This is a genomic window from Bacillus sp. FSL M8-0049, assembly GCF_038593355.1.
GTDB classification, from domain to species: Bacteria; Bacillota; Bacilli; order Bacillales; family Bacillaceae; genus Bacillus; species Bacillus safensis.
On the sequence record NZ_CP151986.1, the window covers coordinates 3,534,380 to 3,557,809 of the forward strand.

Consider the following 23,430-nt stretch of genomic DNA (forward strand, 5'->3'; position numbering starts at 1 on the left):
ATTTGTAGGGGGAGGGGCTTATGTTAACGTTTGTTGGATTGATGATTATTTTAACGATTGTTGTGCTGCTGATTTGGGGGAAAGCAAGTCCAATTGTCGCCATGGTCATGGTGCCTTTAATAGGGGCACTCATTGCGGGATTTGGGATCAATGACATTCAAACCTTCTTCGAGGAAGGGATTATCAAAGTATTGCCGGTGGCGACCATGTTTATCTTCGCCATTTTATTTTTTGGCATTTTGCAAGATACAGGGTTCTTTGAACCTGTAATTAAAACTTTAATCAAGCTGACAAAAGGAAATGTTGTCACAGTTGCAATGGGAACTGCTTTGATTGGGGTGATCGCACACTTAGACGGAGCAGGGGCTACGACCTTTTTATTAACTGTACCTGCACTGCTTCCGCTTTATAAAAAATTACATATGAGTCCTTATTTACTGCTGTTATTAATCGGGACGAGTGCTGGATTAACCAATATGATTCCATGGGCTGGACCGACTGGACGGGCAGCAAGTGTCCTGAATATGGACCCCTCTGAGCTCTGGGTTCCGCTCATTCCAATTCAGCTCATTGGCGTTGTGCTCGTGTTAGGGATGGCATTCATGTTAGGAAAGAGGGAAGAAAAGCGAATTCGGGTGAAAATTGCTGCAAATGAAATAGCTGCGGTTCAACTAGAAGGTGCAGATTGGGATCGTGCCATTCAGTCTATTAGTGAAACGGGAGACGCCTCTTTAAAGCGTTATCATCTCATTTGGGTGAACCTTGTTCTGTTTTTGTGTGTTGTGGTGCTTCTCGTGTTGAACGTGATTCCTGCTAGTTTTATGTTTATGATTGGCCTGTCACTTGCAATGTTGATTAACTTTCCGAATGTGAATCTACAAATGGAAAGGATCAAGGCCCACGCACCTAGTGCGCTGATGATGGCGGCTGTCATTTTCTCCGCAGGGTCATTTTTAGGAATTCTTGAAGGCACAGGGATGCTGAAAGCCATTGCTGTTGACAGTATTCACATTTTACCAGCCTTCTTGCTGCCATTTTTACATATCATTGTTGGGATGCTTGGAGTGCCGCTTGATATGCTGACAAGTACAGATGCCTATTATTACGCCCTTCTGCCAATTGTTGAATCCATTACATCTGAAGTTGGCGTACCAGGTACTTCTGCGGCATATGCCATGATGATTGGGAACATCATTGGAACCTTTGTCAGCCCGCTTGCTCCCGCTGTTTGGCTCGCCGTAGGTCTTGCAGGGGTTGATATGGGGAAACACATCCGCTACTCCTTCTTTTGGATGTGGGGATTTAGTATTATCCTTCTGTTCATTGCAATGCTGATTGGCATCATTTAAAAAAGAAAGACATGCGCTGATATGCGCATGTCTTTTCTTTCATTATGAAGGATATTCACTTGTGTGAATGTCTGAATTCGGCTTTCTAATAAGAGACATCAATCCAATGATAAACAATAGAACCATTGGAGCAAATGCAAGGCCAACTGTTCCAATCAAAAGAGTCACAGCAGAAACCAAGAAGAGAATACCTGAAAGCACGGCACGGCGGTCTGTTTTCAAAAGAATCACACCGACAATCGACAGCACAGCCGCAATTGCGGAAACGACCATGAACTGTGTACCAAATGCATGAACCGAAGCCTGGAGCGTTTCAATCGGCAATGTTTCCCCTTCCTCTTTTAACACTTCATTGATTTCATCATAAAAAGATGGACCTATGGAGAGGAATAATGCTCCAATTCCAACACCAATGGCATTGAGGACAATACTAATAATCCCCATAATTTTTTCACCTTTACGTTTAATCATGTGTAAACCTCCTAAAAAGTTAAATTAACCTGTTTTCACTTCTCGCTTTTGGAAGACGATTAAGGCAATGGCCAAGAAAATAGCCCAATAGATGACTAGGACGATTAGTGAGAATCCTAGGGACATACCTTCGATAACTGTAACCTGTTCCATAAAGTATTGGGATGGATCGTTTGCAAATAACAGATATTTTGACCAATCAAAGAAGAGCATTAAAATACCTGTGACTGATCCACCCACAATATACGCTAACACACTAATGGCAATGGAGATAGCCTCACTTCTAAACACTGTAGAAATGGCGAACGAAAGGGTTCCCAAAACGACAAACATTGCACAATGAGCGAGATAATAATAGACCATATTGGCAAACTGTGAACGTTCAATCACTTCACCATTTTGATACACCAAATTCACATAATCAGTGTTAAGTCCAAAGAAAATAGCACCCAATATGAATGACAAGATAAATAGCACCACAACAAGTAAAAGAGCATACAGCTGCACCGTAATATATTTAGATATTAGGATCTTTAGCCTTGATGGTGGACGAATCAATAATAATTTAATTGTACCATGCTTGTATTCAGCCGATACAATGGTGGAAGCAATAATGATCACAAACACACCGACTAGTTGAAGTAAATTGGCGTTTGTTTTCACATAGTCCCATACACTGTCGCTAAACTGATCAGCCGGCGGCAAGTTATGCTTGATTCGATAATCATTAATAGCGATCTCTTTTTCAAGCTCTCTTTTAAAGAAACCATTCTCTGTCTCTTTGAGCTCCTTCTTGTTTTCCTTATTCATCATTTCTAGCTGGGTTTTCCAATCACCTGAAGCTTGATCTTTGTCATTTGTTTTCACTACAAAGATCAGCGTGGCAACCATACCTAATACAAGAAGCCCAACCATAATCCAAGTTCCAACACGATAACTGATTTTCATCCACTCGTTTTGAATGAGGCGAATCATACGTCTGCCTCCTTTTTACCTGTTAAGCTTAAGAACTTATCTTCTAAGGTTTGTTTTTCAATTTTGATCTCGTACAAATGAATAGACGCGCTGCTCAAATGACGGATTAATTCTGGCATTTTTTGTTCTGGCATAGAGAAAAATAAGTACTGCTCCTCTTCTCTTACAGTGACGCCTTCCTCAAATGCACCAATGAGCTTCTGTGCTTCTTCAAGCTCCCCGGCTGCCACCTTCATTCGATAATTAACCAAATCATCCTGCTTCGTTTCAGCACGCTGATCCTCAATGGCAATCAGCTTTCCGGTTTGGATAATCGCAAAGCGATCACACATCAATTCCATCTCTGACATGAGGTGACTTGAAACAATAACAGCCAGCCCTTCTTCCTTCGCAAGCCTTCTCAAGTAATCTCGGATCATTCGAATTCCCTCAGGATCAAGTCCATTGGTCGGCTCATCTAAGATTAGCAGTTTCGGTCTATGTATGAGTGCCTGCGCAATGCCCAATCGCTGTTTCATTCCTAATGAAAACGTACGAACACGCTTATGTTTCACATGCTGTAAGCTCACTAGTTCTAACAGCTCATCAATTCGTCCTTCGTCCACTTTCCCATTCATTCTGGCAAAGTGAACAAGATTTTGTCTTGCCGTTAAATGATTATACATTTCCGGGTTTTCAATAATGGCACCGACATCTTGGATGGCATGCTGATAGGAGGTTTGAATACTATGGCCATTAATCAGAATATCACCAGATGTAATGGGAGAAAGACCGACCATCATACGAATAGTTGTGGTTTTCCCTGCACCATTTGGTCCTAAGAAGCCAAAGACTTCGCCCGCTTGGACAGAAAAGCTCAAGTCTTGAACAATCTTTTTCCCGCGAATATGTCTAGATACATTATGCAGTTCTAAAACGTTCGTCACGTTACCTCTCCTTCTTTGTCTAAGTATCATCTATCATTCTATTTCCTGATAAACACCATGATCCGTCAAAAATAGAAGAACACTTCCATATGGTACAGCAATGCCCAAAAGTTGTGAAGGGGATTAGCCGAAATTTACCGAATCATCTGCCTTTTTTAAGGTAGGGTTAAGGTAATGATTTAAAAAACTCTAATTCTATATTACTTAAAGACTGTGGGATTCAAAATACGCTCCCGCCTTACTCTCGTAACATAAATATATAATAGAGGCATGCAATAAGATGTAAAGATAAGTCCCCCTGTTTTTTTTCAATACTCACTGTTGCAGGAGGTATTATTTTATCGTATGTAATTTCAGCTATCGTCTGCTCTGAGCTTTCTAATCTTACACGATTATTGGCAAAACCCTTCTTTAGATAATATGTAGTATCATCTATTACTAATTTCATCATTGGATTTATTTTGATTTTAGTTCTATCTTCTAATATTAACTTTCCTTTATCTTTACATTCTATCACCCAGTTTGAACGAAACATGGATTGGAGGGATTTATTTTCAATAGCTGTTACAACCATATTAGAATTCGAATCCATTACCTCAACATTCACATAAAACTCATCAAATATGTAATCAATCAACTTTTCCACTTTATTTGTATAAAATCTTTTTATAAATCCAATGTTAACACCATCTTTATTAATAATTGGTATACATTTGGTCGTTTTTTTGATTACAGGCTTCTTAAAATACCCAAACTCCATTTTTATCTCCCATTTATTTTTTGGACTCAATTAATTTATGAAATGTTAAGCTTAAATTATTCCAATAATGTATACGGATATTCCTTTGAATAGTTCCTCATCATTTTAAAAACTGTATAAAAATATAAAACACCTAATTTATTAAGGGATATATTTCCTTTAACAATTTAGGTGTTTTTTGTACAACTATAACATTCTTATACTTATTTCTTGCTCAGATTTAGCCTTCATCGGCAAGTTCTAATAGTATAGCTTTTTTTGTTTATATCTTTTTCACAAACTCTGATTTTAATTTCATTGCGCCGAAGCTAGGAATTTTACAATCAATGTTATGATCGCCTTCAACTAAACGAATGCCTTTGACCTTCGTTCCTATTTTCAAAACGGATGATGAGCCTTTTACTTTTAGGTCTTTAATGACAGAGACCGTGTCCCCATCACTTAACAGGTTCCCATTCGCATCTTTGACAACAAGCTGTTCCTCTGCCGCTTGTTCTTGTTCAAGTGACCATTCATGCGCACATTCAGGGCAAATCAGCAAACTGCCGTCCTCGTATGTATAAGGTGAGCTGCACGAAGGACAATTCGGTAGATTAGACATTTTTGTTTCCTCCAACTTTCTACATCATTTATATCGATTTTACCACATTTCTTATAGAAGGAATGTGATAGAAAAGGAAACATTTTTCATCGTTTACTTCTTTCTTCCAATTTTTAACGCAGCCGCGATATTCCGAGCTGTTCTTTCTACATGAAGATTCGCATCTTGTATCGCCTCAGAAAGAGAGGTAATACCTGGAACGATACTAAACAGTGCATCAATTCCATGATCGTGTACGACTGCACTGTCTTTTGCAAGAGAGCCTGCGATGCCAATCACAGGCAGATGATACTGCTTCGCTGCTTTGGCTACGCCGATTGGTGTTTTTCCAAAAATGGTCTGCCGGTCAATTCGGCCTTCTCCCGTAATGACAAGGTCTGCCTCCTTGATGACGTCATCAAAATGAACAGCCTTCAGCACAATATCGATTCCTCTTTGCAAATCCGCTTGTAAAAAGCCTAATAAACTCGCACCAAGCCCTCCTGCCGCTCCTGCCCCTGCTGCATCTCCAAAAGAGACATTGAACTGCTTTTCAGCTACTTGTGCAAAATGAGCCAGATTCTTGTCTAACACTTGAACCATTTCTTCATCTGCTCCTTTTTGAGGACCGAAAACAGCAGACGCTCCTCTCTCACCCGTTAAAGGATTATCCACATCACAAGCCGCCTCCAGACGGACGGATTGCAGTCTTGGATCGAGTCCAGATAAATCAATTGAAGCTAATTGATGAAGTGCCCCGCCGCCTGACGTCAGGGAATGTCCTGTGTTATCAAGGAAAGCTGCACCTAATCCTTGCATCATCCCAACACCGCCATCATTTGTTGCACTTCCGCCAAGCCCAATGATCACATGCTTCGCTCCTATATCCAGCGCTGCAAGTATTAATTCACCCGTTCCTCTCGATGTCGTCCATAACGGATTACGTTTTTCTCGGGGTACAAGATGTAAACCAGAGGCTGCAGCCATCTCTATGACAGCAGTCTGACCGTCTCCTAACATGCCAAAAAAGGCATTCACTGGCTCACCAAGCGGGCCCGTGACCACTTGATGAACAATGTGTCCGCCCGTCGCATCAACCAACGATTGAACGGTCCCCTCTCCTCCATCTGCCATTGGCAGTTTGATATACTCTGCGTTTGGCAAAACAGAACGAAATCCTCGTTCAATGGCACATGCTGTCTCATAAGCAGACAAACTTTCTTTAAATGAATCTGGTGCGATCACAATTTTCATCCTAAAGCCCCTCTTTTCTTGTCATGTCCTCAGCCAAACAGCTGGAAAACGCCAAAAATAATTGTTGATACAACGGTTAACGTCAAACCGATTAATGATTCAAAAGGCATGAGCTTCAAACGCTCTTTGATATCCATTTGAACACTTCCTGCTGTTGCATGGAAAAAGCTCCCGTGCGGCATATGGTCAAGCACTGTTGCGCCAGCATGAATCATGGCTGCCCCTGAAAGAGCAGATACACCAAGCCCAATCAGCGTTCCGCTAAACACACCACTCGCGACCGCCGTTCCTGCTGTTGTCGAAGCAGTCGCGGCTGACATAAATATCCCTGAAGTTGGCGCAAGTAAATATGGAGGTAAACCCGAGGCATCCAGTGCCTGAATAAACACATCTTTTAAGGACGAATTCGATACGATTCCTGCTAGTGTACCTGTCCCTAATAACATGATCGCGACACCTGACATTTTATGGAGCCCCGACATCGCATAATCATTGAGAAATTTCCCTTTTTTCATGAAAAGAGCACCTACAATCCCTCCAATCGGTAAGGCGATCATTGGGTCTATATTGATTTGAAAAAGCGGTCTTAAAGCCAACAATAAAATGGTAACCAGCGGACCAGCCAGTGCTTGAAAAAAAGCAGGTATTTGAACTTTACTTTGCCCAGTTTCTTCTTCAAGAACGGGCGTCCCTTTGTTTGCAAGCTTTTTAGCTAATACATATGTAACAGCCAACCCGAACACAGCCGGAATGATTCCTGCAGCCATCATTGAAGTCAGAGGTACACCAAAAGCGTCTGAAGCGGCAATAGCATTCGGATTCGGGGACATGATATTTCCTGCCTTCCCTCCTCCAATCATAGCAAGGAGAATTCCCGTTTTTGAGAGCTTTGCGCGTTTGGCAATAGCAAGTGCGATTGGCGCTACCGTAATAACCGCAACATCTACAAAAACGCCTACTGTTGTTAAAATCATTGTTGCAAGAGCGAGTGCTAATAGTGCCCTCGCCTCACCAAGCCTTCTCACAATGGCCTCAGCGATAGATAACGCTGCACCTGATTCAATGAGAACACCCGCCAGTACACCTGCGGCCATAATTCTAAGGACAGCCGGAATCATGTCCTTAGCACCTTCCATCATAACGTTGACGGTCTGAACAATGTCTACACCGCCAACCAATCCGCCTATAAATGCACCTGCCAGCATGCCATAAGCAGGTGATACTTTTTTTAGAATGAGAACAATCGCGATCACAAGCGCCGCCATGGCTCCCAGAGTACTTACCGTCACATCTCCACCCATTCTCAATCCCCCTAAAAATATCTTTCTCCAATTGTAAGCGTTTACCCAAAGGGATTGTGTTGTGAATCTGGATGAACTTTTTTAACTGACCACTCTACCGAATTGTGCATTTGCACAATCAAGATAGTTGAGTCATTAGCTGCGCCATATAAAGCTCGATTAACTGTTTTACATGACGAGGGTCTTTTCCGGTCAATCCTTGAATTTTGTCTAAACGATAACGCAATGTATTTCGATGAATAAATAAACGATCAACAATTCTTTGCAAATCACCGCCCTCTTCAATGTAAACCCTTAATGTATGGGCGAGCTCTGCTTCTTGTGTCAAAGGCTTGTAAAAGTCAGTCCATCGACTGTTCTTTTCAGCAATTCCCGCCATCATGAAGAAGCTTTCCAGTTGATAAGACTCAAAGAAATACATACTTTCCTCCGGATCAAGAGCCTTCCCTAACCTCAGGGCTTCTCTCGCATGCTGAAAAGAAATGGGCAGCTGGCTGATGTCTTCAGCGACAGTCCCTATCCCCACTAACACTTGGCTTCCTACTGCTCTTTGCATTGTTTTTTGCAGATGACCTGCCGCCTGCTTTACTCGATGGTCAGGTATGGGCTGACTTAAAAGAATCAATTCATGACAAAAGGTCATGCCAAGTAAATCATCTGCCTTCTTATCATATTGAATCGCATGCATCAATTTATGAACAGCATCCTCTGAGGAGGGAACTGGCTGAAAAACAATAGCCATTCGGCGCTTGTCTAAATCCATTCCCAGCCAAGCCGCTCGATTTTTCAGCTGATGATCCCCAGCATCAGAATATGAAATCAGCTGATTGACAATTTCACTTTCTATTCGATGACGCCATTGAACCCGTTCAAGAAGGAAAGATTGCTCTAACACCAGTTCTGCTGCCATCTTCACCAGCTCGGCATGATGCCGAATGTCCTCTGGTTCACCAGTAATTCCAATCACACCAACTACTTTTTCATGGAAGCAGATAGGCAAGTTAATCCCAGGTTTCACCCCTTCTAAGCGCAAAGAGGTCTCCTGGTCAATTTCCACACTGTTCCCGCTTGTCAGCACAAGCCGTGCACCATCATGTTTCTGGCCAATCCTGTTTCGTTCACCAGAACCAATAATGACACCATCTGCATTCATCACATTGATGTTTTTATATAAAATATGCATCGTACGTTCAACCATTTCTTGAGCCAATTCACTGGTCAAAAATTGCATTTGCCATCTCCCCTGAAGGTTTTTTCATTCAATGTATCATAGTGTCTTTGAACAATAAACGCAAAGTGTTTAAAAACCAGCCATTGACAAAGACACCCTGAAAAGTGTTTAATCAAATCAAGAACCGACCGACAGTCTAGTTAAAAGAAAGGATGGCTTTATGAGAACCGTTAAACATCCTGAGGAACGTAAAAATGACATATTAAACGCAGCCGAAGCACTTTTTTCAACCAAAGGCTATCAGAAAACAACGATTATTGACATATTAAAAGCCGTTGGCATTGCCAAAGGCACCTTTTACTACTACTTTGCATCCAAAGAAGAAGTAATGGATGCCATTATTGACAGGATCATCAAAGAAGATATCATCGTGGCAAAGCGTATTGCGGCTGAGCCAGACCTTCCAGTCGTTGACAAACTATTTCGTATCATCATGGCGCAATCACCTCAGCAAGGAAGCCATAAACAGGGTATGATCGATCAGTTCCATCAGCCTTCTAATGCAGAAATGCATCAAAAAAGCTTAATCAAAGCCATTAAAGAACTATCACCAGTGTTGGCAGATGTTATTCAGCAAGGTGTAGAGGAAGGGACATTCAAAACGAAGTATCCGCAAGAGACGGTTGAATTCCTTCTTGCTTCTGCACAGGTCATATTTGACGAAGGCCTTTTTCAATGGTCAGCCGAAGAAAGTCTACAACGCGCTTTAGCTTTTATCGATATACTCGAATCCTCATTGCATGCAAAAAAGGGGAGCTTTTCATTCCTGCTGAAGCGATTATCTGGAGAGCTGGATGAAAATAATCAGTGATTGGTCACTTCAATACCAATCCTGCATACATTATAGACTGACGGTCGGTCTAAAAGGAGAGTGATATTCATGTCTTTGTTATCCAAAAGAGGGGCATCCCACTTTATCTACCTCGTTCTCGGACAGATTATTTCCGTTTTCGGATCTTCTCTCATTCGGTTTGTTCTATCTTTACACGTACTGGATATGACGCACCGAGTTGATTTATATGCCTTACTTTTCGCTTTATCCAATATCCCGCTCCTTCTCTCCCCGTTAGCTGGTGCAATCGCTGACCGGTTTAACAGAAGGAACTTAATGATTTTATTTGATGTCCTCACCGGCATGATGATTCTTGCCTTTTATTTTTGGTTATTTTCGGGAAATGATTCACTCTATATGATCGGAGCTGTCATGATACTGCTTGGCGTGATGAGTACGTTCTATGCTCCCGCTGTCATGTCCAGCATTCCACAGCTAGTGAAACAAGAGCAATTAGAACAAGCAAACGGCATCGTCAATGGCGTTCAGGCACTTTCAGGTGTTCTCGCACCTATTATCGGAGGAGTTCTATACGGAATGATTGGAAGCCAATCCATCATCGGTGCAAGTGCCATCGTATTTTTCCTATCAGCCTGCATGCTTTTAAGATTAAACATTTCCTTCTTCCCTAGCCCGCTGACAGAGTCTATTGGCAAAGTGCTCATAAAAGATATGAAACAAGGATTTTCTTATATTGGCAGCCAGCCATTTTTAAACAGAGCCATGCTGCTTGCTGCAATGTTAAATTTCATCCTTACACCATTTTTTATTGTTGGGGGACCAATCATTTTAAGGGTCACAATGAAGAGCAGTGACATCATGTATGGAATAGGCATGGGCTTGATTGAATTCGCTGTCATCGCAGGGGCTCTGCTAGTTGGACTTGTAGCGAAGCATTGGCGCATTCCTACTTTATATCGCTGGCTTCTTGTCATCGCAGTCATCTTGCTGCCTGTGGCGTTCTCAACATCCAAAACAGCTCTTCAATTTGGCACTTATCCAGCTTATTTTCTCTTTTTAGCAGGATGCCTTCCAATTGCTATGCTGCTGACTATGATCTCAATCGTTGTGATTTCACATGTTCAAAAGAAAACACCAAATCATCAGTTGGGAAAAGTGATGGCCAATCTGACAATGGTTTCTCAATGTGCTGCTCCGCTTGGCCAAATGATGTATGGATTCTTGTTCAATACGTTTTCAGCCACCATGTATGTGACGGTGCTCATCGTCAGTACTTTCATGTTTGCACTAGCCTGCTTAACAAAAAATATGCTTCAGCATGAAGGAGAATCAGCCTCATGAGATTAGCGTTTATAAAGAAAGACTTAACCCGTCACCGTCTTATTTCAATCGGCTTAACCATTTGCATCATGATGACTTCATTTCTCGCAACAAGTGCAGCTCAAATGATCGTACAGCTGAATGGTTCCATTTCTAACATGCTCCATTCTGCCAAAGCGCCAGACTTTGTCCAAATGCATGACGGCGGCATAAATGAAAAAGACATTGAAGCATTTTCAAGCAAGCAGTCCATGGTAAAAGCCCATCAAATCGTCCCAATGATACCAATTGAACATGCAAACATCAGGTTCGGACATGAGCCTGCCAAAGCAGGTGTGATGGATCATTTATTTGTGAAGCAAAATCGCAACTTTGATTTTCTTTTAAATGAACAAAACGAAAAGCTCACTGTCAATAAAGGAGAAGTGGCTGTCCCAATTTATTTTCAACAAAAGTATCAGCTCAACATAGGTGAAACGTTACTGATTGAGAAAGGAGCTAATCAATTCACCTTTCGCATCAAAGCGTTCTTGCGAGATGCACAAATGAACCCCAGTCTTGTCAGTTCAAAAAGATTTCTTCTTCATAACGAGGATTGGGATGCAATAAATCAAGTGTTTCATCACAAAGAGTACTTAATCGAATTTTTACTACATGATGTCGCTCAGACAGATACCTTTCAAGCCATCTATCAATCATCACAACTGCCACAACAAGGTCCATCTGTCACACTACCTTTACTGCGTATGCTGAATGCATTGACAGATGGAATGGTCATTGCCATTCTCCTGCTTGTTTGCCTGCTGCTCATCAGTATAGCCCTTCTCTCACTCCATCTTGCTATGACGGCTTCAATAGAAGAGGATGAACGTGAAATTGGCATACTGAAGGTGCTTGGGATCCCTTTAACAAAAATCAAGCAATTATACGTTGGAAAGTATGCCGTGCTTGCTTGTGCAGGGTGTATAGCAGGATATGTGTTAACGCTTATATTTGGTGATATGTTTACAACCAATATCCACCGTTACATGGGGAATCAGCCTTCTTTTGCTCATTGGTTAATCCCGCTTTTTGTTTCTATTGCGACGGCAATGATCGTCATCTCTTGCAGCTATGCTGTCCTAAGAAAGTTTGGTCAAATATCAGCTGCTCAAGCACTTCAAGGCGTTATCAATTCACCGAATCATAAGAAAAAAATACCTATGCACCTCAAGAAAAGCAGGTTCATACCAATCAATATTTGGCTGGGTTTAAAAGATCTGATATCACGAAAGAAGCTGTACACAACGATTTCTTGTATTATTGCACTCTGTACATTTTTAATGCTCATGCCTATTCAGCTATGGCATACCTTACAATCACCGGATTTCATCACATACCTTGGCTCTGGTAAAAGTGACCTTCGAATGGATATACGCCAAGGGAATCATCTAGCGAAAAATACAAACGAAATAGAATCAATGATTCGTGAAGATCAGAGCATACAAACAGCAGCCATTTATAAAACTACTTCTCTTCAGGTGAAATCAAAAGAGAACACATTAGAAACGCTCTACTTAGAAACAGGTGAGCTCTCAGCATTTCCCCTCAACTATTTACAAGGACGGCAGCCTTTAAAGAATGAAGAAATTGCCTTATCCGTATTAAATGCAGACTCACTTCAGAAAAAGATAGGAGAAAGAATCACTCTCGTAACTAATGGGCATGAAATCCAAAGAACGGTAACAGGTATTTATCAGGACGTGACCAATGGAGGCAAAACAGCAAAAGCAATATCACAGCCATTTCCTCAAACAGCTCTTTGGCAAACCGTTCAAATCCAACTAAAACCAGGAGTAAATATCGCAAAGAAAAAGACAGTATTTGAAAAGAAGGTATCTCCTGCAAAAGTGACAGATATGAAAGAATACGTTCATCAAACGATCGGCAGCACAGCAGCTATTGTAAAAGTTATTGCATTTTTTGCTGCATTAGCTGCCTTTGGAACCGCCAGCTTAATGCTATTCATGTTTCTGCACATGTTAAAGGCGAAAGATTTAAGCCGAAACCACATGCTAAGAACAATTGGATTTTCTATAACAGATATAACAGCACAATATATAACGAGTTTTATCGCTGTTCTCTCTTTTGGCGCCTTTATTGGAACAATCGCGGTCAATACCATTGGTCCTGCTTTGATGAGTATAGGAGGAGCAACATTAGGAGCGTCGAGCCTCCAGTGGCTGTCACCGCAATGGGTGTCAGTTGTGTACCCAGTTACACTACTTATTATCAATTTAGCTTTGACCACTTGGTTATTGAAGACGTTTTTTTCTAGTCAAACGACAAGGCAAACACTTTTATAAGGAGATGTTTCACATGGAACACTTGATTGAAACGCAGCGATTGTCTTTGCATATCAATTCATTAAAAGGACAAAAACAAACCATTCTTAAGGATATTCATTTATCGATAAAGCATGGGGAATTCGTGACCATTATGGGACCTTCTGGATGCGGGAAAACATCATTACTTTATCAGCTTAGCGGCATAGAAACAGCTTCAACAGGAGAGATCAAATATAAAGGCCGATCACTATCAGAAATGACAGACAAACAGTTAACTGCTCTGCGCTTAACAGAGATGGGGTTTGTTTTTCAGCACAGCCACTTACTAAAAAATCTTAATCTATTTGACAACATCATTGCTGCAGCTTATTTAGCAAAGAAAAAGCCAAGACAAGAATTGAATGAACGAGCTCAATATTTAATGGAAAAACTTGATATTGATCATTTGGCAAATAGATATTTGACAGAAGTATCGGGAGGACAGCTTCAAAGAGCCGCTATCTGCCGAGCGCTCATGAATGAACCAGACATACTTTTCGCTGATGAACCAACAGGTGCTCTTAATTCCAGTACAACAAAAGAAGTGATGAATATTTTTTCAAGAATCCACGCTGAAGGAGCAACACTGCTGCTTGTCACACATGACCCCAAGGTGGCTCTTCGTTCTGAAAGAATCATGTTTATGAATGACGGGGAAGTTGTAGCCAGTTTACAACTAGGAAGATATGATCACTCAACTGTTGAGAACCGAGAAATGAGATTAAATCAATGGCTGCAAGATTTAGGTTTTTAATTTGAGAACAAACAGGCAGGAAACTGCCTGTTCTACTTTTTCTGGCACTCAAACGAGTAATCCATAGACAAACTATTTGTTTCTAAGATGATTTTGCCGCCAGCTTGTTGACAAGATTCTGTCAGCAGCTCAATTTCTTTGCTATAAAAGTATCTCTTTGACATATAAACAGTCACTAAAACAAGTAACAGAGTCGCGATAATGACTGTGATTTGTCTATTTAAACTTGGAAATCTTTTTTTCATTTCAACATCCTTTCTAAAGGTCTAAGTTTGTGTTTAATACTTACTTTTGGCTGCATCTATCAGTTTCTTATCTCATGATCTAGCAACATCATACATGATTTTCTTTCCTAGATCGACCTTCCATTTTCCCTCTGAAATAGCTAAAACTTCTTTATTCCAAATATACGAGTAATATTTTCGTTCATTATCATAAAATCCATATTATATATTCCTTTTTTAGACTTCCAAAAAGAGATTTTATTCATTTGTGCTAACAAGCAATCACCCTTACAATATCGTACATCACATGACCTTAGGTCCCTTTTATTACCTCTTGTCAATCACTTCACAGAAACGATTATATTTTTCCAAAAATTGTGATATCGTTTTTTATGAAACAGGTGAAAGGATCTTAAAGAGGTGAAATTTCCATGGCTATCATTTCTGCTGAACAGGTGGGGAATCGTTTAAATGATTGGAGAATTGCAATTCGCAAGCATGATGTACACAGTGCAAAAGCAATGTATACAGAATTAAAAGAATTACTTCAAAAAATGGAAGAGAATCAGGAGGTCTTGACCTATTACTCATTGCTAGAAGGCAAGTATAAGCTCATGTTATATGAACGAAGAGGTACAAAACTGAAGGAACAGACAGAACCAGATTGCCCCTCTAAAACAAACGACTTAATTGAATACTATTTTTACCTATACAAAGCCCTTTACGCTTCATATAAAAGAGACTATGCATCAGCCATTGGACTGTTTAAAATTGCCGAGAAAAAACTACAACACATTCCTGATGAAATAGAAGTAGCAGAATTCCATACGAAAATCGCCAACTTATATATGCTGCTTCGTCAAAGCCTGATTTCTCTACACTACATTCAGAATGCTATTGATATTTTCAAAAGTCATGAAGGATATGAGAGAAGACTAGCTGCAGCCTTTGTCATCGCCGCTGCTAATTATATGGACATTGGTGACTTTATAAGAGCAGAAGACTACTACAAAAAAGCATTACACATCGCAGACAGTCTCAACGATCATTTTCTAACATCACAGCTTTATCATAATATCAGCATTTTGTACGCCGAAGCTGGCGAATCAAAAAAATGTATCGATGCCCTAGAAAAGGCTCTTAGTGATGAAGACTATCTCTCTTCGTGTTACTTTCATCACTCCATGTACATGTTAATGAAAGAGCTGCTTTCTATCGATGAAAGGACACAAGCTCTCTATTACTTCGAATTGGTGAACCAAAAACATGAATCAGAGAAATGCCCCATCTATACAGCAAAAATGAATTTGCTTTACCATCTATATTTCACTGAAGATATGGCTCAAAAAGCTCAAGCCTGTTTCGATGAAATCAGCATTCTTAAAAAATTAAAGGATGCTGAAGGAGCCTGTGAATTAAGTGCATTAGCTGCAAAATACTTTGAAGAGCTGGGAGCAATTCATCAAGCCTATCTTTTCTTAAAGGAAGCTGATCGCATGAAACATCCTATCATTGACTGGGGGAATTCTAATGAAAAAAATGAGTTTATTGATTATCGCTTTAACCATCGTTGTTTTAGGACAAACAGGGGCTTTCAATTCATTAAATGATGAAAATCCTGGTACAACAGAACGACCTATCGGAACTTAATATAAACATTGGTCATACAAAGAACCACTCGCCTCATCAAGGCAAGTGGTTCCACATTTATTTTAGTTGCTGATAAGATATGAGGCGGTGTATATGTACCGCAAGATAAGTAAGCTCATCATTAGGAATGACGATACTATGCACCTGTTTAATATAGTCTTTGATCTTAAAAGCAACATCCATCGCTTGAGGATATAAGTGTGCAATTTGTTCAAACAACTCATTTTCTTGATCTGATAATAATTTATCAGCATAAAATCTTTCTACAAAGAATTTCACATGTGTAATGAACCGGCTGTAATGAATATTCTCTTGATCCATTTTCATATTCAATGTATAGCGCACAAGATTGACAATACTCCCGATCATCTTGGCATATTTCATACCATCTTTCGAATCGGATTTTTCACCTAATGCATTAATTAAGTGAAAGGCGATATTAGCAGCTTCTTCTTTTGGTAATTGTATGCCCAATGTGTCATTGACTAACTCAAGTGCGTAATTCCCTACTTCAAATTCTTCCGTATAGTAGTTTTTGATTTCCCAATACACGCGATTCGTAATATTAATATTCTTTTTATGACGTTCCACTGCAAAATTCAAATGATCCATTAAGGTAAAATAAACACCTGAATTTAAAGTTGAGTTTAAACGTTTTTCTGCATATTGGACGATGTGCTGAGTTAAATCGATAAACTCCTGAGGCATTGAATCTAACAGTTGAAGAAATTCTTTTGCTCTCATGTTATCAACTGACATAAAGACTTGGTCCGCTTTTTTCTCTTCTATCATTTGACCTGGTTTCTGTCCATAGCCAATTCCTCGGCCGAACAATACCATCTCCTGTTGGTTCTGATCTTCAGCCAGGACCACACTCGAGTTTAAAACTTTTTTGATTTTAAACATCGTCATCACCTGTTTTCATGATTGTGGTGTTCAATCAAGCGATTCACCATTTGTCTCAATGACTTTTTGGTACCAATAAAATGAATCTTTTCGAGATCGTTTTAATGTCCCGTTCCCGTCATCATCTTGATCGACGTGAATGAAGCCATAGCGTTTTGACATTTGTGATGTACCTGCACTAATAATATCAATCGAGCCCCAGCTCGTATATCCAAAGAGATCGACGCCTTCTTCAATCGCTTCTCTCATTTGACGGAAATGCTCTTTAAAATAGTTAATACGATAGTCGTCATGGATAGAGCCATCACTTTCAACTACATCCTTTGCACCCATGCCGTTCTCGACAATGATAAGAGGTTTTTGATAACGATCATACAATTCGATCAAAGAAATTTTCAGACCAACCGGATCAATTTGCCAGCCCCAGTCAGTTGAAGGAAGATAAGGGTTTTTAACCCCGCGAATTGTGTTCCCTTCTGTCTCTTCTAATCCTTCTTGGGCTGACTCCGTTAAAGACATATAGTAGCTGAATGAGATAAAATCTACTGTGTTTTCTTTTAAAATGGTAAGGTCATCTGCTTCCATTTGAATATGAATATCTTTTCTCTCAAGCATGCGCTTGATCAGTGGCGGATACTCGCCAAACACTTGAACATCTGCATAGAAATAGTTTTCTAAGTTTTGTTTCAAAGCTTGTTCCACATCATTCGGGTGGCACGTATGCGGATACGTTGTCAATTTTGTCAGCATACATCCTACCTGGCTGCCTGGGATGATGCGATGGCAATCTGCTGTTACGAGAGCAGATGCGACAAATTGATGATGAAGTGCTTGGTACACCGTTTCTTCCACTTTTCCTTCTGGGCAGCGATCAGGAATAATTCCTGCTGTAATGAAAGAGTGGCGGTGAATACTATCAATTTCATTAAAGGTGAGCCAATATTTCACATCATGTTTATATCGTTCAAAACATACATTGGCGAACTTCACAAAGAGATCAACGACTTTTCTTTCAACCCAGCCATTATATTTCACACTAAGCGCTAAAGGCATTTCATAATGAGAGAGAGTCACGATCGGTTCTATGTTGTGTTTTTTCATTTCTGCAAAGACACGATCATAAAATTGAAGCCCTTTTTCATTCGGTTCCGCTTCTTCTCCAGTAGGGAAGATACGACTCCATGCAATAGAAATCCGAAGTGTTTGAAATCCCATTTCTGCAAAGAGAGCCAAATCCTCTTTATAGTGATGATAGAAATCGACACCTCTGCGTTTTGGATATTTTTTATCGTCTGGATCTTTCATTGCACGATCTATATTTTCAGTGGTAACAGCAAGATGACCTTCATAATCTTCTACACTCAAGTTGGAACGGTACATTGCAATATCTGCAACAGACGGTCCCTTTCCATCTATATTCCAGGCGCCTTCTGCCTGGTTAGCCGCAATGGCGCCGCCCCATAAAAATCCTTTTGGAAAACCTTTGATTTTTGTCATATGATTAGCCTCCTAATTGTGTAACAACCATCAATGTATCTTGACGATTGACCTCTTGTAATGGCTGTACCTTAATATCATATTGATCTGTATTTGTGATTACAGCAAGTGTTATTGGATCATATCCTGCTTCCATGATTTTTTCTAAATCAAATTCAATCAATAAATCTCCTGCTTGAACACGATCTCCTGCCTGCACTTTTGGATGGAAATACTGTCCTTCCAACTGAACAGTGTCAATGCCGATGTGGAATAATACTTCAACCCCTTGGTCCGTTTTCATACCAAGCGCATGGTTTGTTTCGAACAGCAAGGTCACCTCACCATCTACTGGTGCATAAAGTGCTCCTTTTGAAGGTACAATGGCAATTCCGTCCCCCATGACCTTTGAAGAAAAAATATCATCTTTTACTTCAGATAGAGAGATCATTTGACCAATCACAGGGCTTTTGAAAGTTTCTCCTGCTCCAATTTGTTCAGCAAATGCAGCTTGGTCCTTTGTCTTTTCTTCTACTGTTCGATCTTTACCTAATACAAAAGCAGCGATAAATGCGACAATAAATGAAATGACTGCTCCAATGATAGCAAACATCAGATTTCGCGGAAGTTCATCTGATATAAACATCGACATGCTTGCTAATCCAGGGCCAACAAGCACAAAGGCTTGTATACCAACTAAACCAATGAAAATTCCGCCAACAAACGAACCAATCATAACACTTCCAAGGACTCGCTTATTTTGAAGTGTTACACCGTATAACGCCGGCTCTGTGATACCAAAAAAGGCTGAAATCCCTGCCGAAATGGCTGTTGATCTGAGTACCTTGTCTTTTGTTCGAAGTGCCACAGCAAAACACGCTCCACTTTCCGCAATATTATGCGCAAGTGATGCCGGTAAATAAAGTGCTTCTTTCCCAAGGGTTCCCATCGTTGTGACTGCATAAGGGACCATTGCTTTGTGCATGCCTGAAGCAACCATGAATGGGAGGACCGCTGCTAAAATTGCGACAGCTACCCAGCCTACTGTATTAAACATTGCAAGAATAATTGATGAAAAACCTTGTCCTGCTGTAAAACCAATCGGTCCTAATAGAAGCAACGTAACTGGTACAGTAATGACCAATGACATCATCGGAACGAAGAAAATTCGAATTGGTTTTGGTGAAAACCGCGTAAAGAATTTTTCCATTTGAGCGTAAAGCAATACAGAAAGGATTGCCGGAAACACTTGATACGCATAAGCTATATTTTTTACATCGAATGACAGTAATTGTGCACCTTCTGTAAGCATTGCTGTCATGTTCGGCAGAAGGAGCGCACCGACTGCTGATAATGCGACCAGTGGATTTACTTTTAGTTTATTCGCCGTCGTTACAGCAACTAATAAAGGCAGAAAGTAAAGTGGTGCATCACCTACCATGTTCAGTATTTGATAGGTTTGTCCCTTTGCATCCATCCAGCCTAATAAAGAGAAAAGGAGAAGAAATGATTTTAAAATTCCTCCGCCTGCGATAGCTGGTACAAGAGGCTGGAAGACACCGACAATGAAATCTAACAGGACTGTGCCTGCTTTTCTCTTTTCTTTTGGCTGATTGGATGGCACGTCTTGGCTTGATGAGCTGCTGCCTATTAAACTTGTTACCTTTTGATACACTTCAATGACGTCATTCCCAATCACCACTTGGCATTGTCCTGACATTCTGACAGCTATGACACCTGGTGTTTTTTCTAGTGCTGGTACATCTGCTTTTTTCTGATCAATTAGCGTGAAGCGAAGTCTTGTTGAACAGTGCTCAAGGTGCGCAATGTTTTCTTTGCCGCCTATATGCTGTAAAACGTCTTTGGCAACTTGTGTGTAATCCATTTTTTCTCCCCCTTTTCTCATACATGAGACCTATATTTTGGCAATAAAAAAAGGACCTAAAACGACAAATAAAAGAAATTCATCGTTTTTAGATCCTGCCTGCATGACCAGTCACATGTCTAATTTATTCATATCGGATTTGTTTTTAGTATATATTGATTATATGAAAGCGTCAACATTTATTTTTCTAAAAATTATTAAGGTCTATAGACCCAAATTCATTTTCCTTAATTAGTTGAAGCGTTTGCCTTCCTCTCTTTTTTCACCAATAACTATCTTCATTATAAAAAACCAGATAAATTTATTCATTCATCTGGTTATCAACATCTATTTTTTCTTTTCTTCTGCTTGCTTTTTAAATGCTTCAGATTGTTTTTGATATTCCTGCTTCGAGACTGGTTTAAATTCTACGATGCCGCCTGCTATTTTCAGAGGAAGTTTTATTGATTTTGCACCTCGATTCGTTGAACCTACGATAATACCAGTTTTGTGCTCTTCGATTTGAGGATAGGTACTGATATCAAACATGATTCCATCAGAAACACCACCCGCTTTATGTTTCGTCTCTTTATAAGGTTCACCACCATCCCCTGGAACTGTTCTCATTAGAAAGGCCCCTGACCATTCAGACTCAATATGCATGTGCTTTACTTGTAGAAATAGTTGGTATGAACCATCCTCCGCAGTATACAGATAACCATAAGCACCTGTTACTTTCTTGATGTAGTCTCTTAAATAATCATAAAATCTAGTTTCTGAGTCATCAATTAACTCATCATATCGATCTTGAATGGCTTTTTGATACGCATTTAATTTTTTTTGATCAACTGCTTTGTATGTGATGCTTTTGTTTTCACCTTGTTTTTTCACAGAAAGATCTTTTCCAGCAACATGTACTTCATACATCACCGGATCTTTTCCTCGCTTCACTTCAAATTCATAACCGTTTTCTATTGCTTTTCCAGTTAATTGATATTTATGTTTAAATAAATTCGGATCAAAATGCATTTCCGGACTTTCTTCTAAAATGGTTTCATTCAAGTGACCGGTTACTTTCCCTTTTCTCTCCGTTACCTTAAACCAATTCACGCCCTCTTTTGTTTTCTGCGCAAAGGCGTAGGATTGATTTAATGCACTCTTTTTTCCGATTGCTTGATAGGCTGACCAGCTGACTGCACCAAGGACTAATACCGTCAGGACAGCCACAAACCAGATTTTCGATTTACTCATACGTACCCCTCCAATATATAATCTGATGAATGATCATCCATATATATGAGTGATTCACCTCTCTGATTAACAAAATCAGGTAAATATCCACTCCCTTTATCGAATTTATTTTCAACAACCCCTTGTATCTGCCACTTCACATCATTTATTATATATCTAAAAGATATATCTTTTAGATAGGTGTGCTGATATGAAAAAATACAATGATACGACGTATGCGATTTTAGGTATTTTAACGACTGATTGTAAGTCGGGGTACGAAGTGAAGCAATTAATTGATAGAAGCCTGCATCATTTTTGGAAAATCAGTTATGGACAAATTTATCCAGCTTTAAAGTTAATAGTCGAGGAAGGCCTTGCGGAAGTTTCACCTGCTGCTGCTTCTAGCCGCTCAGACAAGCGGGAATATCATTTGACTGAAAAAGGACTGGATACGTTAAGAGAGTGGCTGGCGCAGCCGCTCGACCAGTTACCAACAGAGCGTAATGAGGTGTTATTAAAGTTATTCTTCGGTCAATATCTTTCGTTTGAGAAAAAATTGGTGCTTTTACAGGATTATGAGAGGCAGCTCCGTATTCGTTATGAGACATATGTTGCGATTGAACAAAACATTCAAGAGCTTTATCCAGATGAAGCGGATGCGAAGTATTGGCTGTTTACTTTAGATTATGGAAAAAGAGTGGCTCAAGCAGGAATTGATTGGTGCGTGGACACATTCCATTCGATGAAGAAGGAAGGGTAAATGAATGAAAAAAGACATACGTGCGGGTAGATTTACAACGGACAATTCTGATTCGATTGTTGTGTTCATCATCGGAATGAGGATCAACAAACGCTGGGCCATTCATCAATGGCTGCCTGTGTTCATGGCGATGCCTGGCATGATCAAGGAGCTGTATACCCATCAAGATGAGCTTGGCTTTCTTGGGACAGAGAATTACTTTGGATTACGCACGACAGCGATGATTCAATATTGGAAATCAACAGATGACCTCCTTGCCTATGCCAAGATGGAGAAGCATTTGGCTGCTTGGAAAGAATTTAACCAAAGAACACGAAATAATGACGCCGTCGGAATTTATCATGAAACGTACCAAATTCAAGCCGGCTCGTATGAATCCATCTACGTGAACATGCCTTCCTACGGACTGAGCCAAGTGAAATCCCCTATTTCAATAAGTAAAGGTCAACAAACAGCGAAGGACCGTCTGAATACAACAAATTCCTAGAGAGCGATTCTCTAGGAATTTCTTTTTGTAACGGTCACAAAATGCTTTAATATGCGGGCTGTTAATCCCCATATGGTGTAGTTTTCGTAATCATAAAACCATTCCTCAATCGAACGGCTTCCCCAGCTGTATTTTTCACCATTCATGATTTTTTCATAAGGGAAGTCCTCTCCTGGTGTTGGCTGAACGGATACATGATGTAAGTATGGCTCATATTGGCTGAGCCATGATAGAGGCACGATAAAAGTCTCCTCTACTTCTTCTTGATTAAAGGAGTGCTTCACTTTTTGCTCATCAATGATACCGACATATGGGTATACCACGAAGGATGGAGAAGCGATATAAGGACTGAGCTGTCCAAGGATCTCGACCGATTCTGGCGGAATGCCCAGCTCTTCATGTGTTTCTCGCAGTGCAGCTTCCTGTGCAGTTTCGCTGCCGTCAAGCTTGCCCCCAGGAAAGCTAATATCCCCCGGCTGTTTTCTCATGGTCAACGATCGGACCTCAAATAATATATGCCAATCTCCATTTACTTGCACCAAAGGGATAAGGACTGCTGCTTTGAACGCTGTCTCTTCTCCAATGAACAACGGTTGTGATTGATGTAAGTCATTTTTTAATTGATCAATGAACACGGACATCACCTGTTTTCTGTTTCTCTTTTCTTTAGCGTATCATGGTTCACCTTTTCAATAAAGATGATCTTTCTGACAATTATTTTTATCATTTTGACAACTTTACTTGTCAAAA

21 protein-coding genes are annotated in these 23,430 nt (G+C 40.2%); 8 read left to right on the plus strand and 13 right to left on the minus strand.

Going from position 1 to position 23,430, the window contains the following annotated elements; all coding sequences use genetic code 11:
* Nucleotides 1–20 precede the first annotated feature (20 nt).
* A complete protein-coding gene (locus NSU13_RS18235) occupies nucleotides 21–1,349 on the plus strand; it encodes a citrate:proton symporter (protein ID WP_342489703.1) in 1,329 nt (442 codons plus the stop codon).
* 42 nt (nucleotides 1,350–1,391) lie between these two features.
* Here NSU13_RS18235 and NSU13_RS18240 read toward each other — a convergent pair whose 3' ends face one another.
* The 8 genes from NSU13_RS18240 to NSU13_RS18275 form a co-directional block, all read right to left on the minus strand.
* Nucleotides 1,392–1,820, minus strand: coding sequence for a DUF4064 domain-containing protein (locus NSU13_RS18240; protein WP_342489704.1), 429 nt, complete (start codon nucleotides 1,818–1,820; stop codon nucleotides 1,392–1,394).
* Between the two features lie 24 nt (nucleotides 1,821–1,844).
* Nucleotides 1,845–2,795 carry an ABC transporter permease gene (locus tag NSU13_RS18245; RefSeq protein ID WP_061110303.1) on the minus strand — a complete coding sequence of 317 codons (951 nt, stop codon included), beginning with the start codon at nucleotides 2,793–2,795 and terminating at the stop codon, nucleotides 1,845–1,847.
* Nucleotides 2,792–3,721 carry an ABC transporter ATP-binding protein gene (locus tag NSU13_RS18250; RefSeq protein WP_326135187.1) on the minus strand — a complete coding sequence of 310 codons (930 nt, stop codon included), beginning with the start codon at nucleotides 3,719–3,721 and terminating at the stop codon, nucleotides 2,792–2,794. Before NSU13_RS18250 ends, NSU13_RS18245 begins: the two co-directional genes overlap by 4 nt.
* A gap of 238 nt (nucleotides 3,722–3,959) precedes the next feature.
* Nucleotides 3,960–4,481, minus strand: coding sequence for a hypothetical protein (locus tag NSU13_RS18255; RefSeq protein WP_034281409.1), 522 nt, complete (start codon nucleotides 4,479–4,481; stop codon nucleotides 3,960–3,962).
* 262 nt (nucleotides 4,482–4,743) lie between these two features.
* Complete coding sequence (locus tag NSU13_RS18260) at nucleotides 4,744–5,082, minus strand: zinc ribbon domain-containing protein YjdM (RefSeq protein WP_034281410.1); 339 nt, start codon at nucleotides 5,080–5,082, stop codon at nucleotides 4,744–4,746.
* Nucleotides 5,083–5,175: 93 nt separating this feature from the next.
* A complete protein-coding gene (locus NSU13_RS18265; protein ID WP_034281411.1) occupies nucleotides 5,176–6,315 on the minus strand; it encodes a glycerate kinase in 1,140 nt (379 codons plus the stop codon).
* 29 nt (nucleotides 6,316–6,344) lie between these two features.
* Nucleotides 6,345–7,616 (minus strand): GntP family permease, encoded by a 1,272-nt coding sequence (locus NSU13_RS18270; RefSeq protein WP_111926997.1) that lies wholly within the window; start codon nucleotides 7,614–7,616, stop codon nucleotides 6,345–6,347.
* Nucleotides 7,617–7,734: 118 nt separating this feature from the next.
* Entirely contained in the window at nucleotides 7,735–8,847 is a 1,113-nt protein-coding gene (locus tag NSU13_RS18275; protein WP_342489705.1) for a sugar diacid recognition domain-containing protein, read from the minus strand.
* Nucleotides 8,848–9,007: 160 nt separating this feature from the next.
* Between NSU13_RS18275 and NSU13_RS18280 the strand changes: the two genes are divergently transcribed.
* The 5 genes from NSU13_RS18280 (at nucleotide 9,008) to NSU13_RS18300 (ending at nucleotide 15,914) form a co-directional block, all read left to right on the plus strand.
* The gene (locus tag NSU13_RS18280; protein ID WP_211043753.1) at nucleotides 9,008–9,658 is read left to right on the plus strand and encodes a TetR/AcrR family transcriptional regulator; all 651 of its coding nucleotides are present in this window, start codon (nucleotides 9,008–9,010) and stop codon (nucleotides 9,656–9,658) included.
* Nucleotides 9,659–9,727: 69 nt separating this feature from the next.
* Nucleotides 9,728–10,981: an MFS transporter gene (locus tag NSU13_RS18285; protein ID WP_342489706.1), complete on the plus strand. Its 1,254-nt coding sequence runs from the start codon at nucleotides 9,728–9,730 to the stop codon at nucleotides 10,979–10,981.
* Nucleotides 10,978–13,305, plus strand: a complete 2,328-nt coding sequence (locus NSU13_RS18290) for an ABC transporter permease (RefSeq protein ID WP_342489707.1) — start codon at nucleotides 10,978–10,980, stop codon at nucleotides 13,303–13,305. Before NSU13_RS18285 ends, NSU13_RS18290 begins: the two co-directional genes overlap by 4 nt.
* Nucleotides 13,306–13,318: 13 nt before the next feature.
* On the plus strand, nucleotides 13,319–14,080 hold the full coding sequence (locus tag NSU13_RS18295) for an ABC transporter ATP-binding protein (protein ID WP_342489708.1): 762 nt from the start codon (nucleotides 13,319–13,321) through the stop codon (nucleotides 14,078–14,080).
* Nucleotides 14,081–14,735: 655 nt separating this feature from the next.
* Complete coding sequence (locus tag NSU13_RS18300; RefSeq protein ID WP_046312658.1) at nucleotides 14,736–15,914, plus strand: Rap family tetratricopeptide repeat protein; 1,179 nt, start codon at nucleotides 14,736–14,738, stop codon at nucleotides 15,912–15,914.
* Between the two features lie 97 nt (nucleotides 15,915–16,011).
* On the opposite strand, the gene NSU13_RS18305 is transcribed toward NSU13_RS18300, so the two are convergent.
* The 4 genes from NSU13_RS18305 to NSU13_RS18320 all read right to left on the minus strand — a co-directional run bounded on the left by NSU13_RS18305 (nucleotide 16,012) and on the right by NSU13_RS18320 (nucleotide 21,451).
* Complete coding sequence (locus tag NSU13_RS18305) at nucleotides 16,012–16,860, minus strand: PRD domain-containing protein (RefSeq protein ID WP_034281420.1); 849 nt, start codon at nucleotides 16,858–16,860, stop codon at nucleotides 16,012–16,014.
* Nucleotides 16,861–16,890: 30 nt separating this feature from the next.
* The gene (locus NSU13_RS18310) at nucleotides 16,891–18,357 is read right to left on the minus strand and encodes a glycoside hydrolase family 1 protein (protein WP_046312656.1); all 1,467 of its coding nucleotides are present in this window, start codon (nucleotides 18,355–18,357) and stop codon (nucleotides 16,891–16,893) included.
* A 4-nt stretch (nucleotides 18,358–18,361) separates the two neighbouring features.
* On the minus strand, nucleotides 18,362–20,221 hold the full coding sequence (locus NSU13_RS18315) for a beta-glucoside-specific PTS transporter subunit IIABC (protein WP_046312654.1): 1,860 nt from the start codon (nucleotides 20,219–20,221) through the stop codon (nucleotides 18,362–18,364).
* 327 nt (nucleotides 20,222–20,548) lie between these two features.
* The gene (locus tag NSU13_RS18320; protein ID WP_046312652.1) at nucleotides 20,549–21,451 is read right to left on the minus strand and encodes a hypothetical protein; all 903 of its coding nucleotides are present in this window, start codon (nucleotides 21,449–21,451) and stop codon (nucleotides 20,549–20,551) included.
* 190 nt (nucleotides 21,452–21,641) lie between these two features.
* On the opposite strand from NSU13_RS18320, the gene NSU13_RS18325 reads away from it, so the two are divergent.
* Together NSU13_RS18325 and NSU13_RS18330 are read left to right on the plus strand one after the other, a co-directional pair.
* Nucleotides 21,642–22,193, plus strand: a complete 552-nt coding sequence (locus NSU13_RS18325) for a PadR family transcriptional regulator (protein ID WP_046312650.1) — start codon at nucleotides 21,642–21,644, stop codon at nucleotides 22,191–22,193.
* Between the two features lie 4 nt (nucleotides 22,194–22,197).
* On the plus strand, nucleotides 22,198–22,680 hold the full coding sequence (locus NSU13_RS18330; RefSeq protein ID WP_034281425.1) for a DUF4188 domain-containing protein: 483 nt from the start codon (nucleotides 22,198–22,200) through the stop codon (nucleotides 22,678–22,680).
* 11 nt (nucleotides 22,681–22,691) lie between these two features.
* Here the strand turns inward: NSU13_RS18330 and NSU13_RS18335 are convergent, their stop codons facing one another.
* The gene (locus NSU13_RS18335; protein ID WP_342489709.1) at nucleotides 22,692–23,315 is read right to left on the minus strand and encodes a CoA pyrophosphatase; all 624 of its coding nucleotides are present in this window, start codon (nucleotides 23,313–23,315) and stop codon (nucleotides 22,692–22,694) included.
* Between the last annotated feature and the right edge of the window lie 115 nt (nucleotides 23,316–23,430).